Consider the following 15,227-nt stretch of genomic DNA (forward strand, 5'->3'; position numbering starts at 1 on the left):
GGATTAAACCTCCTTAGCTTGGACATTTCTGGCAGCATCTTTGACCAGCGGGTTCTTGGTCTAGGAAAGCTTGAACGTCACTTGGTGCTGGCTTGACCTGCCGAGACGGCACGGTAGCCTCGCTCATCACGGAAGACGACAAGCCTCCGGTTTTGTCCCAGTAGTCACAGGGTGTCCCTTTACCCGGTATCTATGCGGACAAACCGGCTTGCCCGGAAGGTGTCCCCATACTTCCATGACGCCAGAGATGCAGAAGTACATCGAGTTGCTGGAGAGCCAGCTCGGGTATGCCGAGAAATCAGGGGCATACACCAAGTTCGGCAACTGGTACGGCAAGAACGTCGAGTTCGACGCCGACTACAGCTCCGCCCCATGGTGCGACATGTACCTCTCGTGGGCCGCGCACAAGCTCGGGTACGAGGACTGGATCGGGCAGTTCGCGTGGACGGTGTCGCACGCGGAGTGGTTCAAGGAGCAGGGGGCGTGGGGCCACAAGCCCAAGCCTGGGGCGTTCGTCTTCTACGACTGGAGCGGCTCGAACAGCATCGACAACATCGACCACGTCGGCATCGTGACGAGGGTCGAGGGCGACACGATCTTCACCATCGAGGGCAACATCGACGGCGGCGTCGCCAAGCGCAAGGAACGTGACACAAGCAAGGTCGTCGGGTACGGCTATCCGGAGCGCATCAAGTCCCGCCTGGACGAGGAGGCGGCCCGGCAGCAGCGCGAGGCCCAGAAGAAGGCCGAGGAGCAGGCCGCCCTGCAGCCGGGGCCGGGCACCGACGTCGGTGCGCTCCAGCCCTCCGGGACCGAGCTGCTCACCTCCCTGATCCCCCAAAGCGAGATCGTGGAGCCCGCCCAGGCCCCTGAGACCGGAAGCTCCCCCAAGAAGAAGGAGCCTCAGGCCGCTCCCACGCCCGCTACCCCCAAGGTCGCCACCGGCTCCGTCTCGGACAGCACGACCGCCGAGGACAGCACGACCGCCGAGAGCCCCAAGCAGCCGAAGAAGGCCAAGCACGCCAAGCCGGCGACGGCCGACACCACGGCGGCGACCGCCGAACCCCTCCCCACGCACGCGGACGCCTCGGCCACCGGCCCGATGCCGGCCATCTCCTCGCCGACGCTGGTCGGCTCCGCTCTGGTGGCGGCCCTGGCGCTGCTCGCCGTGGCCAAGACCCGCCGCCTGCGGGCCGCCCCGGTCACCGCTGGGGCCACCGCTGGGGCCACCGCGCCCCGCCCCGCCGCCAACCGCCGCCGTCGCCACCGCACGCTCGGGGTCGAGGTCGAGCCGGTCCGTACGAGCCGTCGAACGGCCGCACTCCAGCCGACCGCGGCCCTGGACACAGCTGCCCTGGACGCAGCCGCCCTGGAAGCCTTCCAGCCCGCTGCAGCCCTGGACACCGCCGCACTAAACACCGCCGCACTGGCCCCCGCGGCCCGGGACGCCCTCCAGCCCGCAACCGCCCTGGACGCCCTCCAGCCGGTTACGGCCCTGGAAGCCGCCCAGCCCGCCGCCCGGGCCGCCGGACGCCGCAGGCGCCCGCTCGACACGCGCCCCTTCGGCCTCGCCACGGACGCCGACCCCTTCGACACCTTCTTCGCCTCCCGTTCGGCCGAGCCCGCCGGGAGCGGGCCGGTCGAGATCCTGGTGGACACCGGGCCGCTGGAGCGCTTCGTGGACACCGGGCCGTTCGAGCGCATCGTCATCCCCCAGGCGACCAGCGCGTTCGACGCCTTCAGCCCGACCGCCGGCAGGGGCGACGACGTCCTCGACATCGGCGCCACGTACCAGGGACGTCGCCGCCGCCTCGGGCGCCCCGCCGACGAGCCAGGAACGACCGACCTCCCGCTGCGCGGCCGCCGGCACCGCCGTCCGGCGCCCACCCAGGGCATGCACATCGGCGGCGCGCAGCCGTTCGCGCAGGACGCCCCGCTGGCGGGCCGCCGCCACGCCTCCGCCGGGTCCCCGCAGCCGCACCGGCGCGAGGACGAGCGCCAGCTGGTCGGCGCGGGCGGCACCGGCAGGGGCGCGTCCAGCCACCCGGCCAGGAGCGCCCCGAGTCAGCCCGGCAGGAGCGCCCCCGGCCAGCCCGGCCGGAGCACGTCCGGTCAGCCCCGGAGGCGGGGCCGCCACCGCGCGTGAACGGCCCTCACGAGACGGCCCTCACGGGGCGGCCCTCACGAGGCGGCCCTCACGAGGCGGCCCCCACGCCGTAGTCGGCGGCGAAGGCGGCCAGCCGGGACACCGCGTCCCGGCTGCGGCTCCAGGGCCGTACGATCAGCCGTTCCACGCCCAGCGCCGCCCAGGCGGGCACCTCGTCGGGCGAGGCCAGCGCGTACGCGTGCGCGGTCACCGGCACCCCGGCCCCCAGCCGGTCGAGCTGCGGCTTGATGGACTCGAGGGTGTGCGGCATGCTGATCCACCCGTCGCAGAGCCGGGCGGCCCGGCGCAGCGCGGCGGCCGACTCCCCGCCCGCGAGCACCGGCAGCCGCCGCTGCACCGGCTTGGGCTCGAACGCGACCTCGGGGAACGAGTAGAACCTCCCGGAATGGGTGACCACCGGCTCGCTCCAGAGCCGCCTGACCACCTCGATCGCCTCGTCCAGCCGGGCTCCCCGGGTGCGGAACTCGACGCCGGCCGCCTCCCACTCGCCCCGGTACCAGCCGGCGCCGACCCCGCAGATCGCCCGTCCCGACGAGACCACGTCCAGGGTGGCGAACGCGCGGGCGGACACGAAGGGGTGGCGCAGCGCGAGGAGCTGCACCGCCGTACCGAGCCTGACGCGGGAGGTCAAGGCGGCGAGCCAGCACAGGTACGCGGGCGCGTCGAACAGCGGAGTGCCGGGCTTGATCCCCGGGTCGGACGTGCCCGGGTAGTGGGCGAGCGACAGGTCGGTGGCGAAGACGAGGTGCTCGGGCAGCCACACCGACTCGAACCCCAGCTCGTCCGCCGCCACCGCCACGTCCTTCCACGCGTCCGGATGCACCAGTCCGAGCGGCACTCCGAACTTCATGGCCACCTCCGCAGGTCGCCGCCCAGGAGGGCGGTTCGGACGCGTTCCCGGTGCGCCGCCGTGGTGCCGTACGCGGCCGACAGCGACCAGGCCCGCGCCAGCCAGAACCGCAGGTCCAGCTCCTCGGTGTAGCCGATCGCGCCGTGCACCTGCAGCGCCACCCGGGCCGCCAGCACGGCGGCCTCACCGGCGGCGGCCTTGGCGGCGCTCACGTCCCGGTCGGCGGCCCCGCCGGCCCGATCCACGCCGACCCGGTCCACGCTCTCGGCGACCCGGTCCACCGACAGGGCCGCCCGGTGCACCAGCGGCGCGGCGAACTCCACCGCCACGGCCGCGTCGGCGAGCTGGTGCTTGACCGCCTGGAACGACCCGATCGCCGCGCCGAACTGCGTCCGGACCCGCGCGTAGGCGACGGTGACCGCGAGCAGCTCCCTGGCGACCCCGATGAGCTGCGCCGCCGTCGCCACCGCGGCCCGCCGCAGCACCGGCGCGGCCGGGCCGCCCAGCTCCTCGGACTCGTCGAAGGTCACCTCGAACACGGGACGGCACGGGTCCACCCCGGTCCTGGGCACCAGGCGTACGGACTCCCTGGCGACCAGGCGCCACCCGCCGTCCCGCGCCACCAGCAGCAGGTCGGCCAGATCGGCGTCCGGCGCGTACGCCTGCTCCGGCGGCAGCACGGCGACGCACAGCGCGCCGGAGGCCAGCTTGGGGTTGTCCGGCAGCAGGTACGGCGCCACCACGGCGGTCTCGACGACCGGCCCCGGAAGGCACGCCCGCCCGGTCTCCTCCAGCGCGGGCAGGACGTCGGCCAGCCCGAGCCCCAGCCCGTCGGACTCGGGAGGCGCCAGCAGGCCGAAGAACCCCAGTGCGGCCAGTTGCTCCCAGGCAGGCCGCCGCTCGGACCGCAGCGCGGCCGGTGGGCAGTGCGCCCGCAGCACGTCCCGCACAGTGGCGGCCAGCGCGAGCTGCTCGTCCGTGAATCCGAAGTTCATCTCGGCAGCCCCAGGACCCGTTCGGCGATGATGTTGCGCTGGATCTCGTTCGTGCCCGCGTAGATGGGCCCGGCCAGCGAGAACAGGAACCCGTCCAGCCAGCCCTCCTCCCCCGCCCGGTCCCCCAGCAGTTCCATGGCCAGGGCGTGCATGCGCAGGTCCAGCTCGGACCAGAAGACCTTCCCCATGCTGGACGCGGACCCGATCTCCTCCCCCGCGATGAGCCGCCGCGCCGTCGCGAACGTGTGCAGCCGGTACGCCTCCGCCTCGGTCCAGCACCTGGCGGCCCGGTCGGCCGCCACGGGGTCGCCCGAGGAGCGGGCCAGCGCGACCAGCCGGTCGGCCGTGGCCAGGAAGCGGCCGGGGCTGCGCAGGGTGAGGCCGCGTTCGGAGGACGTGGTGGCCATCGCGACCCGCCAGCCCTCGCCGACCTCGCCGAGCACCATCGAATCGGGCGTGAACACCCCGTCGAAGTGCAGCTCGGCGAACCCCGGCAGCCCGTCGAGCTGCGCGATCGGCCGCACGGCGACGTCGGAGAGGGGGAAGAGGAAGTACGTCAGCCCCTTGTGCCGCGTCCCCGACGTGCGGAACAGGCCGAACCCGTGCGTGGCGTAGGCGGCCCGCGAGCTCCACGTCTTGTGCCCGTACAGGCGCCAGCCGCCGGGCACGGGCTCTGCGCGGGAGGTGAGGGCGGCCAGGTCGCTGCCCGCCTCCGGCTCCGACCAGGCCTGCGCCCACACGTCGTCGCCTCTGGCCATCCTCGGCAGCCACCGCCTGCGCTGCTCGGGCGCGCCGAAGCGCATCAGCGAGGGGCCCAGCAGGAAGATGCCGTTCTGGGTGACCCGGGCGGGGGCTCCGGCGGCCCAGTACTCCTCCTCGAAGATCAGCCACTCGATCAGGGAGGCGCCGCGCCCGCCGTACCCCTCGGGCCAGGAGACGACGGACAGCCGCGCGTCCGCCAGCAGCGCCTCCCAGGCGCGGTGCGCGGCGAAGCCCTCGGGGGTGTCCATGGACGGCAGCGGTCCCGGCACGTGCGCGCGCAGCCAGTCGCGAACCTCGGCGCGGAAGCCCTGCTCGGCCGGGGAGAAGTCGAGATCCACACAACCAACCTAGCGCACGCTTGGTAACCCGAACAGCGGTTTACGGACATAGTCTGTTGGCCATGCAGGGACTGCTGCTGAAGCTGTCCACGCTCGACGCCGACGCGGAGAGCGCGGTGCGGGTGATCGCCTACTTCGACTCGCTGCTTCGCGACCACGTGAGCGTTCCCACGCTGCTCGCGGCCACGGCGCGGCTGGCGCAATGCCCGGTCGGGCTGCTCGACGCGGCCACCGGCCGCCGCACCCGCACGTCGCCCCGCGGCGCCGTGGACACGCCCGCCGAGGCCCCGGCCCAGGTCAGGGAGCTGAGCGACGGGCTCGGGGCGGTCTGGATGGAGCGCGAGGGGCCGGCGCACGGGCTCGACGAGATCGTCCTCGAACGGTACGCGGTGGCGGCCGAGGTCACCCTGGAACGCGCGGCCGCGCTGGCGCGCTCGGGGCAGGACCCCGCGCTGGTGGAGCTGGTGCTGTCGGCCGAGACCGGCGAGGCCGAACGCGCCCGGGCCCTGCGCCTGCTCGGCTTCGCCCCCTCCACCCCGCTCCAGGCCCTGGCGATCGCCCTGCCGGACCGAGGGCCGGACCGGGGGCCGGACCGGGGACTCGCCGCCGGCCTGCGCGCCATGGGCCACCAGGTGCGCGCCACCAGGATCGGCGACACGGAAGCGGTCCTGGTGGCGACCACCCTGCCCCGCGACCTTCCGGAGGGGTCGCGGGTGGGCATCGGGCCCGAGCTGCCGGGCGCGCGGGCGGCCGAGTCGTGGGCCGGCGCGCGGACCGCGCTCCGCTTCACCGGCCCGCACGACCGCGTGATGCGCTGGTCCGAGCTGGGGGCGCTGGCGCTGTTCGCCGACCTGCCGGAGCCGGCGGTCGCGGGGCTGGCCGACGTCCGGGCGATGGAGCGGCTCGGCGAGGAGTACCTGGCGGCGGTGCGGGCGCTGTGCCTGGCGGGCTCGGTCCGCGGCGCGGCCGCCACCGTGCACCTGCACCACAGCTCGATGGCCGCGCGCATCGCCAGGGCCGAGTCCGTGCTGGGCTTCTCGCTCGCCGACGCGGCCGGCCGCCTGCGCGCCCACCTGGCCCTCGCCCTGGTACGACTGCGCGCCAACCTCAGGCCGCGAACGCCCGCCTGAGCGCCGCCAGCCGGGCCGCCCGCGCCCGCTTGGACAGCTCGGCGTCCGGGACCATCCCGTCGAACCCGTGGAAGGCCCCCGGATAGAGGTGGAGCTCGGTGGACACGCCCGCCTGCGACAGCCGCAGCGCGTAGTCGACGTCCTCGTCCCTGAACACCTCCAGCTCACCGACGTCGATGAACGTCGACGGCAGCCCGGCCAGGTCCGTGGCCCGGGCGGGAGCCGCGTACGCGGGCACGTCGTCGGTGCCGATCCGGTCGCCCAGCAGGGCGGTCCAGCCGAAGAGGTTCGCGCTCCGGTCCCAGACCACCGCCTCGGTGAACTCGTGGCTGGACGGGGTGATGTTGCGGTCGTCCAGCATCGGGCAGACGAGCAGCTGGAACGACACGTCGGGGCCGCCCCGGTCGCGGGCCAGCAGCACGGTGGCGGCGGCGAGCCCGCCGCCCGCGCTGGCGCCGCCGACCGCGATCCTGGCCGGGTCGATGCCCAGCTCGCCCGCCGCCTTGGCGGTCCACACCAGCCCGGCGTAGCAGTCCTCGACCGGCGCGGGATGGGGGTTCTCGGGCGCCAGCCGGTAGTCGACGGAGACCGCCACGCACCCGAGCTCCTCGACGTAGCCGATCATCATCGCCTCGTCGATCTCGGGCGTGCCGATGATCATCCCTCCGCCGTGGATCCAGTACAGGCCCGGCCGCCCCTCACCGCCGCCCGCCGGGCGGTAGATCCGTACCCGCACGTCGGGAGCGCCGTCGGGCCCCGGCACGTGCCGGTCCTCGATCACCACGTCGCTGTCGGCCGGCGGCGCGGCGGCGAGGAACGCGTTGATCTGCGCACGATGCTCGGGCAGTTCCTCGGGTGTCAGGTTCGCCGTGTCGAACGTCGGGAACGGTGTCCGCTCGAGAAAGGCGCGAATCTCTGGGTCGAGGTTGGGGTGGAATGCCATCTGATATCCCTTCTATGGGGCCACTCCTCGATGGTCAGAGCCCGCGCCGTGGCAGACAACCGCCATCCGGCGGCGATTCCGCTCCTCAGTCCCGCCGTTCGGCGAGGACGTCGAGGACGCGCTCCGCGAGGGGCGCGGCGCTGGCCGGGTTCTGGCCGGTGGCGAGCCTGCCGTCCACGACGACCTGAGCCTGCCAGTCGGCGCCCGGCTCGTGCTCGGCGCCACGCTCCACCAGTTTGTCAGCCAGCAGGAACGGCACCACGTCGGCCACGCCGCGCAGCCGCTCCTCCTCGTTGGTGAAGGCCGCCACCCGCTTGCCCGCCACCAGGTACGAGCCGTCGGAGAGGGTCAGGTTCACCAGCGCGGACGGGCCGTGGCAGACCGCCGCCACCACGCCGCCCCGCTCGTACACCTCGCGCCCGACACGGATGACGTCCGGGTCGTCGGGGAAGTCCCACATGGTGCCGTGGCCTCCGGCGTAGAGCACGGCGTCATAACGGGAGGCGTCGACGTCCGCGAGGCGGTCGGTGCCGCGCTCCCCGATCGCGGCGAGGAAGGCCACCTGGGTCTGGTCGGCGGCGTCGAACCCGTCCTGCGGCGGCTGCCCGCCCCGCACGCTGGCGACGTCCACCTCGTAGCCGGCCTTGCGGAAGATCTCCCAGGGGTGGGCCGCCTCGGGCACGTAGTATCCGGTCCGCTCGACGCCGCCGAGGTCGTCATGGCTGGTCAGGGCGATGAGAATGCGCTTGTTCATGCCTCACATCGTCGCCCCGGCCCGCCATAAGTAACAAATAACGAAATATCGTCTTAGGTATCAGAATAGTGATATGTCGCCAATCTCGCTCGACCTGCTGCGGACGTTCCTCGCGGTGCACAGGACCGGCTCCATCACGGCCGCCGCGCAGACCCTCGGTCTGTCGCAGCCGGCCGTGACGGCGCAGGTCAAGACGCTGGAGTCGGTGCTGGACCGGCCGCTGTTCGACCGGCTGCCGCGCGGGGTGGCGCCCACGCCGGCCGCCGACGAGCTGGCCCGCCGGGTGGCCCCCTCGCTGGACGCCCTGGACGGGGTGGTGGAGTCGGAGCTGCCCTCGGACGCGGCCGTGCACCTGGGCGGGCCCGCCGAGTTCCTGTGCGAGGAGGTGATGCCGATGCTCGCCCCGCTGGTGGGCTCCGGGCTGCGGCTCCGCACGACGCTCGGGCTGTCCGACGACCTCCTGGCGGACCTCGCGGCCGGGCGCCTGGACCTGGTGATCTCCACGATCCGGCCCCGGGTGCGCGGCGTGCAGGCGGACCCTCTCTACGACGAGGAGTTCCTGCTGGTCGCCGCCCCGTCCCTGGGGCTCGCCGGGGTGGGGCCGAGGGAGCTGGCGGCGGTGCCGCTGGTGGCCTACGCCGAGGACCTGCCCATCGTGCGCCGCTACTGGCGCTCCGTGTTCGGCAGGCGGCCCGCGATGGCGGCGCAGGTCGTCATCCCCGACCTGCGCGGCGTGCTCAGCGCCGTCCGGGCCGGGATGGGCGTCTCCGTGCTGCCCGCCTACCTGTGCCGCCGTGACCTGACGGCGGGCACACTCGTCACGCTCGCCGAGCCCGACGAGGCCCCGATCAACACCGGCTACCTGGCCGTCCGCTCGGGCGCGCTGGCCAAACCCGCGGTGGCCAGGGTACGCGCGCACCTCATCGAGGCGTTCCGCGCCTCCCCCACCTACTAAGTGGACCCTATTAGGCGGACCACGAGGCCAGCAGCCGCAGCGACTCCTCGTTGGCGCCGCCCGGCTCGGGGTGGAGCAGGCTCACCCGCTGCCCCGACCCGCCCGGCAGGTCGAACGTCTCGTACCGCAGCGCCAGCTCACCCACCACCGGATGTGTGAAGCGCTTGACCCCGTTGGTGCGCTCCTTGACGACGCGGCCGGCCCAGAGGGTGCGGAACCGATGGCTGTGCACCGACAGCTCGCCGATCAGGGCGGTCAGCGCCGGGTCGTCGGCGTGGCGGCCGGTGGCGAGGCGGAGCTGCCCGACCGTGGCCCGGAGCACCTCCTCGCGGTCGGCGTACAGGTCGGGCTCGGCGAGGAAGTTGTACCTGGCCAGGTTGGCGCCGGGGCGGCAGAGGCCGGGGAAGAGCGCGTCGGCCAGCCGGTTCCAGGCGAGCAGGTCGAGGCGGTGGTCGAAGATCATGGCCGGGATGTCCGTCATCCGGTCGATGAGCTCCACCAGCTCCCGCCGCACCCCGCCGGACGGCCGCGGTCTGCGGGGCCGCGGCGCGGCCAGGTCGAACAGGTGCGTCCGCTCGGCCTCGCTCAGGTCCAGCGCCCTGGCCAGCGACTCCATCACGGACGCGGACGGCTGGGCGGTACGCCCCTGTTCGAGGCGTACGAGGTATTCGACGCTGATGCCCGCCAGCTCGGCCAGCTCCTCGCGGCGCAGCCCGCGCACCCGCCTGCGCGGCCCGCTCGCCAGGCCCACGTCCTCGGGCGTGACCTCGTTCCTGCGGGCCTGGAGAAATGCCCCGAGTTCCCGGTTCATGGGTACAAGTCTGCCCGTGGAGGGCCCTGCCGGGACACGCCGAACCTGCCACTCCGAGTACCTGGATAGCCGGAATCACGGCGGGCATGCTGACCTCATGTGCCATTCCACCGACAGCAGGCCGCCCGCACCGCCGATCCAGGGCGAGGTGGCCTCTCACGAGCAGATAGAGCTGACGGCCGCCGACGGCAACCGGCTGCTCGCCTACCGGGCCGAGCCCGCCGAGCCGAACGGCCGCAGCGTGGTGATCCTGCCCGACGTGCGCGGGCTGCACCCGTACTACCGCGACCTCGCGGTGCGCTTCGCCGAGGCGGGCTTCCGTACGATCGCGATCGACTACTTCGGCCGCACGGCGGGTCTCGGCGAGCGGGACGACGACTTCGACTACATGAAGCACGTCACGCAGCTCAAGGCCGAGCACGTCAGGGCCGACGCCAGGGCGGCCACCGAGCAGCTCGACGGCCCGGTCTTCACGGTCGGCTTCTGCATGGGCGGCGCCCACTCGTGGCGGCAGGCGTACGAGGGGAACGGCCTGGCCGGCGGCATCGGCTTCTACGGCGCGCTGCGCGCCATCCCTGAGCCGACGACCGGGCCCGGCGCGCCCCTCCTGATGCTGCTCGCGGGCGCGGACACGGCGACCACGCCCGAGCAGTTCGAGGCGTTCGAGGCGGCGCTCGACCGGGTGGGCACGGAGCACGAGAAGGTCGTCTACGAGGGCGCGCCGCACTCGTACTTCGACCGCACGTACGCCGAGTGGACGGACGCGTGCCAGGACTCCTGGCGCCGCATCCTGTCGTTCACCGAGCGCCACTCAGCCTAGATAGGCGGCCCTGACGACCGGATCCTCCCGGATCTCGCCCGGCGCGCCGGCGGCGATCACCTTGCCGAGGTCCAGCACGACGATCCGGTCGCAGGTGTCCATGACGAAGCCCATGTCGTGCTCGACCAGCAGCACGGTCGTGTCCAGGGCCTTGACGACCTCTCCCAGGCGTGCGGTCTGGGAGGCGTCCAGGCCCGAGGTGGGCTCGTCCAGCAGCAGGAGGCGGGGCCGGTCGGCCAGGGCCCTGGCCAGCTCGACGAGCCGGCGCTGCCCGACGGGGAGCGCGGCGGCGTACGCGTCGCGCAGCGGGGTGAGCCCGCACAGCTCCAGCACCTCGGCCACGCGCTCGCCGCGTTCCCGCTCCAGCCGTCGGCGGGCGGGCCAACCCACCAGGTCGGCGGCGAGCCCGCCACCGCCGCCGTGCCAGTCGAGCGCGGCCAGCACGTTGCCGGCCACGGTGAGCCGGCCGAAGACCTGGGTCCGCTGGAACGTGCGCCGCACCCCGGCCCTGGCCCGCCTGACCGGGGACACCCCGGTCAGGTCCCGGCCCGCCACGCTGACCCGGCCCTCGCTCGGCCGGCGCAGCCCCGACACCACGTCGAACAGCGTCGTCTTCCCGGCCCCGTTCGGCCCGATCACGCCGCACACCTGACCCGCCGCGACCTCGAACGACACCTGGTCCAGCGCCCTGACCCCGCCGAACGCCACCGACACGCCCTCCACGGCCAGCATGTTCACCGCACCCCCAGGTAGGCGGCGGTCAGCCGCTCGCTGTCCACTTCCGAGCGCGGCCCCACCCAGGTGACGCGTCCCAGCCGCATGAACGCCACCCGGTCGGCGAGGGCCAGCGCCTCCGTGGCCTTCTCCTCGACCAGCAGCAGCGCCACCCCGCGAGAACGCAGCTCGGCGAACACGTCGAACACCTGCCGCACCATCATCGGCGCCAGCCCCAGTGACGGCTCGTCGGCGATGAGCACCCGTGGCGGCCGCACCAGCGCGGGCGCGAGCGTGAGCAGCTGCTGCTCGCCGCCGGACAGGGCGCCGGCGAGCACGGTACGGCGCTCGGCGAGCTGCGGCAGGCGCTCGTAGACGGGACCCGGGTCGGGCAGCCAGGTCCGCAGGTTCTCCTCCACCGTGAGCCCGGGGAACACGCCCCGGCCCTCGGGCGCGAGCAGGATGCCCGCGCGGGCCCTGCGGTGCGCGGGCCAGGCGGTGACGTCCTCGCCGTCGAGCACGATCCGGCCGCTGGTGACGGCCAGGTCGCCGGCGGCCACCGCACAGGTCGTGGACTTGCCCGCCCCGTTGGCGCCGAGCAGCGCGACCACCTCGCCGGGCCGGACGGCCAGGTCCACGCCGCGCAGCACCGTGCTGTCCGCGTAACCGGCGACGACGCCCTCCAGCCTGAACAGCGGCCCGTCCACCTGGACCGGCGGCGGCGCCGGGACCGGCTCCGCCGGGGTGCGGCGGCGGTGGCGGAGCTCGGCGAGCTGGGTGAGCACCCCGTCGGGGTGCTTGGCCAGGATCACGCCGCCGGCCCCGAACAGGATGGCCCCGACGTGCGCGGACACGCCCCAGGTGGCGAGCAGTTCGGGCACGGCCACCGCGATCAGGCCGCCGAGCACCGCGCCGCCGACGCGGCGCACGCCCTGGAGCACCACCACGGCCAGCCACACGAACCCGGAGAACGCCGGCAGGTCGGTGGCGGTGATCGAGCCCTTGGAGACGGCGAACAGCACCCCGCCCAGCCCGGCGATCGCCGACGCCAGCGCGAACAGCATGATCTTGGTACGGGGCGCCGACAGCCCGGACGTCGTCGCGGCGGCGGGGGCCGACCTGACCGCGAGGATCGCCCGCCCGGAGGCCGACCTTTCCAGGTTCCGTACGAGCAGGGCGACCGCCCCGATCAGCACGAGCAGCACCACCACCCGCACCCGGGGATCCGAGGTGTCCGCGAAGCCGAGCCCCAGCGCGGGCACCGGCCACCCGATGGTCCCGTTGCTGAACGCGTCCACCTGGAACAGCACCTGGTCGGCCAGCAGCGCCATGGCCAGCGTGGCCAGCGTCAGCACCCGCCCGCCCAGCCGCAGCGCGGGCAGCGCCACCAGCATCCCCACAGCGGCGGCCGCCAGCACGCCCAGCACGATCGCCACGAAGAACGGCAGCCCGGACGAGAACGCCCATCCGCAGGTCAGCGCCGCCATCGAGGCGAAAGCGGCCTGGGCCAGGTTGACCATGCCGCCGATCCCGGTCACCACCACGAACGAGCAGAAGATCAGCGCCAGCACCAGCCCCTGCGCGGCCACGCCCACGTAGTACTCGGAGGCGAGGAAGGTGAACGCGAGCAGCGCGGCCAGGGCGAGCGCCCACGGCAGCCTGCGGCGCCACGGCGGCAGCCCCGCCAGGTGGTCGGGCGGGGGCGCGTCCTCGGCCGCGCTGCCCGCGACCCGCTCGCGCGACCTGTTCAGCAGGACGAGCCCGGCGAACAGCAGGATCACCGGCACGGCCGTGCGCAGCCCGGTGACCTCTTCGAGGAAGTCGGTGTATCCGGCGACCAGGTTCTGGACCACGCCGAGCGCGAGCCCGGCCGCGAACGTCCACGGGATCGAGCGCAGCCGCCCGAACACCGCCGCCGTCGCCGAGGCGAACAGCAGCACCGTGTACGCCGTCGCGTCCAGCCCCAGCACGGACACGGCCAGCACCCCGGCGAGCCCGGCGAGTCCCGAGCCGAGCATCCAGGCCAGCGCCGAGGTGGCGTCCGCGTCGATGCCCCGGAGCGTGGCCAGGCGGCGCCGGTCCACGGCGGCCCGCATGCGCAGCCCGTACGGGGAGTGCCGCATGAACGCCCACAGCCCGGCCGCCGCCACCGCCGAGAAGCCGAACGTGATGAGCTGGTCGGTGTCCAGCCGGGCCCCGAGCACCTCGAAGGAGAGCGCCGGATGCGGGCCGACGCCGCGCGGCAGCGACGTCGCGTCCGCGCTCGGCAGCCCGGCCAGGTCCACGACCAGCAGGCCCAGCGCGGGCAGCGCGATCGTCAGGCCGATCGTGGCGACGATCTGCGCGGTCTCGCCCGCCTGCGCGAGCCCGCCGAACATGGTCCTGTGCAGCACGTATCCGAGCGCGGGCGCGAACAGCGCCACCGACACCAGGGCCGACAGCCACGCGGGCAGCCCGGCCGCCTGGTTGAGCTCGTAGAACAGCAGGGCGGACAGGAATCCGACGGCGCCGTGGGCGAAGTTGAACACCCCGGTCGCCGCGTACGACAGCGTCAGGCCCGACCCCATGACCGCGAAGATCGCCCCGGTGACCAGGCCGCTGAGCACGTATCCCAGGATCATTTGAGCGGCACGTTGTCGAAGCACTTCATGCTCTTGGCCACCTGGAAGGCGCCTTTCTCCAGCTTGACCAGCGCGCCGCAGCCGTTCGGCTCGCTGTGGTCCTTGGGGTACTGGATCCTGCCGAACCCGGCGTTCTCGTAGAGGTAGTCGCCGTTGCCGACGGCCAGGAACTTCTCGCGGGTGAGGTCCTTGCCGGTCTTGCCGAGCATGTCGAGGAAGATGTCGGCGGCCCAGTAGCCGATCGCCATGTGCTGGGTGGGCACGGCGCCCGGCGCGACCTTCTCGACGTCCTGCTTGAACCGGGCGATCTCGGGGGCGGTGGACTCGAACGGCTCGAACATCGGCGCCGCGATCACGCCCTCCAGGGCCTGCGCGCTGGCCTGGTCCTTGAGGATGGCGGCGTCGTAGCTGGTCGCGTCGGTGAGCACGCCCGTGTAGCCGGCCCGCTTGAGCGCCGAGTAGAGGCCGACGTTGAACTTGGTGCCCGCGATCACGGAGACCACGACGTCGGGGGCCTTGCCGCCGTTCGAGGTCATGATCTTGTTGACGTACGGGAGCCAGTCAGGGGGTGGCGCGGCGGCCGGGAGGCCGGAGTTCACGCCGACCAGCTTGAATCCGGCGGCGGTGAACGACTGGGAGATGGTGGTGCCGCCGTACTTGCTGCCGCTGGAGTCGGAGGTCTGGACGTACACGCTCTTGCCCTCGGCGCCGCCGAGCAGGTCGGCCAGCTGCCGGCCCCACCACGTCTGGGAGCCCGCCCCCTGCTTGGGCGCCAGGCAGCCGTTGTAGCCGAAGCCGGTCTTCGTGCCGCACCACTGCGGGCCCGTCGCCCAGCCGAACCAGGGCACGCCCTGCTGCTCGAGGAAGGCGGCGCCGCCGAAGTTCGGGGCGTGCACGGGGACGAGGGCGAAGACCTGGTCCTTCTGCACGAGCTTCTTGGCGGCCGCGTCGCCCTTGGCCGCGTCCTGGCCGTCGTCCTCCGCCCCGATGAACTCGATCTTCCGCCCGTTCACGCCGCCCTCGGCGTTGGCCCGCTCGAACCTGGCCTTCGCCCCGATCTCGGCGTCCTTGGTCGAGTAGCCGCTGGCGCTCGTCTTGGTCAGCACGCCGCCGACCTTGACCGTCGTGTCGGTCACGCCGGGCGCCGCCGAGCCGACCGGGCTCTTCTGCTGGGCCGCGCACCCGGAGACGAGCAGCGTTGTTACCGTGAGTGCCGCCGCGACCCGCCGTACCATCCTGGCCTCCCGCGATTTGGCCTAGCGCTCGCTTGGTTTTGTGCCGAGCGTAAATTCGCCCAGGAAGGGTGTCAACGGGGGCACCCGAGCAACCGCTTGCTCGCAATCGCGAGACCGGGTTACCGTGTGGCG

The 15,227-nt window shown here is 73.5% G+C and carries 13 protein-coding genes; 4 read left to right on the forward strand and 9 right to left on the reverse strand.

Annotated features, from left to right (window positions below; genetic code table 11):
• Positions 1-235 precede the first annotated feature (235 nt).
• Positions 236-2,146 carry a CHAP domain-containing protein gene (locus tag AB0L65_RS05305; RefSeq protein WP_364240424.1) on the forward strand — a complete coding sequence of 637 codons (1,911 nt, stop codon included), beginning with the start codon at positions 236-238 and terminating at the stop codon, positions 2,144-2,146.
• A gap of 49 nt (positions 2,147-2,195) precedes the next feature.
• Here the strand turns inward: AB0L65_RS05305 and AB0L65_RS05310 are convergent, their stop codons facing one another.
• Genes AB0L65_RS05310 through AB0L65_RS05320 form a run of 3 tightly spaced genes read right to left on the reverse strand, consistent with a single transcriptional unit; the run spans position 2,196 to position 5,112 of the window.
• The gene (locus AB0L65_RS05310) at positions 2,196-3,017 is read right to left on the reverse strand and encodes a TIGR03619 family F420-dependent LLM class oxidoreductase (RefSeq protein ID WP_364240427.1); all 822 of its coding nucleotides are present in this window, start codon (positions 3,015-3,017) and stop codon (positions 2,196-2,198) included.
• Positions 3,014-4,012: an acyl-CoA dehydrogenase family protein gene (locus AB0L65_RS05315; protein WP_364240430.1), complete on the reverse strand. Its 999-nt coding sequence runs from the start codon at positions 4,010-4,012 to the stop codon at positions 3,014-3,016. The genes AB0L65_RS05310 and AB0L65_RS05315 overlap by 4 nt, the downstream gene beginning before the upstream one ends.
• Complete coding sequence (locus AB0L65_RS05320; protein WP_364240432.1) at positions 4,009-5,112, reverse strand: acyl-CoA dehydrogenase family protein; 1,104 nt, start codon at positions 5,110-5,112, stop codon at positions 4,009-4,011. Before AB0L65_RS05320 ends, AB0L65_RS05315 begins: the two co-directional genes overlap by 4 nt.
• A gap of 62 nt (positions 5,113-5,174) precedes the next feature.
• Between AB0L65_RS05320 and AB0L65_RS05325 the strand changes: the two genes are divergently transcribed.
• The gene (locus AB0L65_RS05325) at positions 5,175-6,242 is read left to right on the forward strand and encodes a helix-turn-helix domain-containing protein (protein WP_364240434.1); all 1,068 of its coding nucleotides are present in this window, start codon (positions 5,175-5,177) and stop codon (positions 6,240-6,242) included.
• On the opposite strand, the gene AB0L65_RS05330 is transcribed toward AB0L65_RS05325, so the two are convergent.
• Together AB0L65_RS05330 and AB0L65_RS05335 are read right to left on the reverse strand one after the other, a co-directional pair.
• Positions 6,220-7,185 carry an alpha/beta hydrolase gene (locus AB0L65_RS05330; RefSeq protein ID WP_364240437.1) on the reverse strand — a complete coding sequence of 322 codons (966 nt, stop codon included), beginning with the start codon at positions 7,183-7,185 and terminating at the stop codon, positions 6,220-6,222. The two genes, AB0L65_RS05325 and AB0L65_RS05330, sit on opposite strands and share 23 nt — an antisense overlap.
• 85 nt (positions 7,186-7,270) lie before the next feature.
• Entirely contained in the window at positions 7,271-7,939 is a 669-nt protein-coding gene (locus AB0L65_RS05335) for a type 1 glutamine amidotransferase domain-containing protein (protein ID WP_364240439.1), read from the reverse strand.
• A gap of 73 nt (positions 7,940-8,012) precedes the next feature.
• Here AB0L65_RS05335 and AB0L65_RS05340 point away from each other — a divergent pair, with 73 nt between their 5' ends.
• Positions 8,013-8,894, forward strand: coding sequence for a LysR family transcriptional regulator (locus AB0L65_RS05340; protein WP_364240441.1), 882 nt, complete (start codon positions 8,013-8,015; stop codon positions 8,892-8,894).
• 10 nt (positions 8,895-8,904) lie between these two features.
• Here the strand turns inward: AB0L65_RS05340 and AB0L65_RS05345 are convergent, their stop codons facing one another.
• Positions 8,905-9,705, reverse strand: a complete 801-nt coding sequence (locus AB0L65_RS05345; protein ID WP_364240443.1) for a helix-turn-helix transcriptional regulator — start codon at positions 9,703-9,705, stop codon at positions 8,905-8,907.
• Positions 9,706-9,802: 97 nt separating this feature from the next.
• Between AB0L65_RS05345 and AB0L65_RS05350 the strand changes: the two genes are divergently transcribed.
• Entirely contained in the window at positions 9,803-10,525 is a 723-nt protein-coding gene (locus AB0L65_RS05350) for a dienelactone hydrolase family protein (protein ID WP_364240446.1), read from the forward strand.
• Here AB0L65_RS05350 and AB0L65_RS05355 read toward each other — a convergent pair.
• Genes AB0L65_RS05355 through AB0L65_RS05365 form a run of 3 tightly spaced genes read right to left on the reverse strand, consistent with a single transcriptional unit; the run spans position 10,517 to position 15,095 of the window.
• On the reverse strand, positions 10,517-11,257 hold the full coding sequence (locus AB0L65_RS05355) for an ABC transporter ATP-binding protein (RefSeq protein ID WP_364240448.1): 741 nt from the start codon (positions 11,255-11,257) through the stop codon (positions 10,517-10,519). The genes AB0L65_RS05350 and AB0L65_RS05355 overlap by 9 nt on opposite strands.
• A gap of 2 nt (positions 11,258-11,259) precedes the next feature.
• Positions 11,260-13,860 carry an ATP-binding cassette domain-containing protein gene (locus AB0L65_RS05360; RefSeq protein ID WP_364240451.1) on the reverse strand — a complete coding sequence of 867 codons (2,601 nt, stop codon included), beginning with the start codon at positions 13,858-13,860 and terminating at the stop codon, positions 11,260-11,262.
• A complete protein-coding gene (locus tag AB0L65_RS05365) occupies positions 13,857-15,095 on the reverse strand; it encodes an ABC transporter substrate-binding protein (protein ID WP_364240453.1) in 1,239 nt (412 codons plus the stop codon). Before AB0L65_RS05365 ends, AB0L65_RS05360 begins: the two co-directional genes overlap by 4 nt.
• Positions 15,096-15,227 lie beyond the last annotated feature (132 nt).

Source organism: Nonomuraea sp. NPDC052116 (assembly GCF_040680035.1).
Taxonomy (GTDB): domain Bacteria; phylum Actinomycetota; class Actinomycetes; order Streptosporangiales; family Streptosporangiaceae; genus Nonomuraea; species Nonomuraea angiospora_A.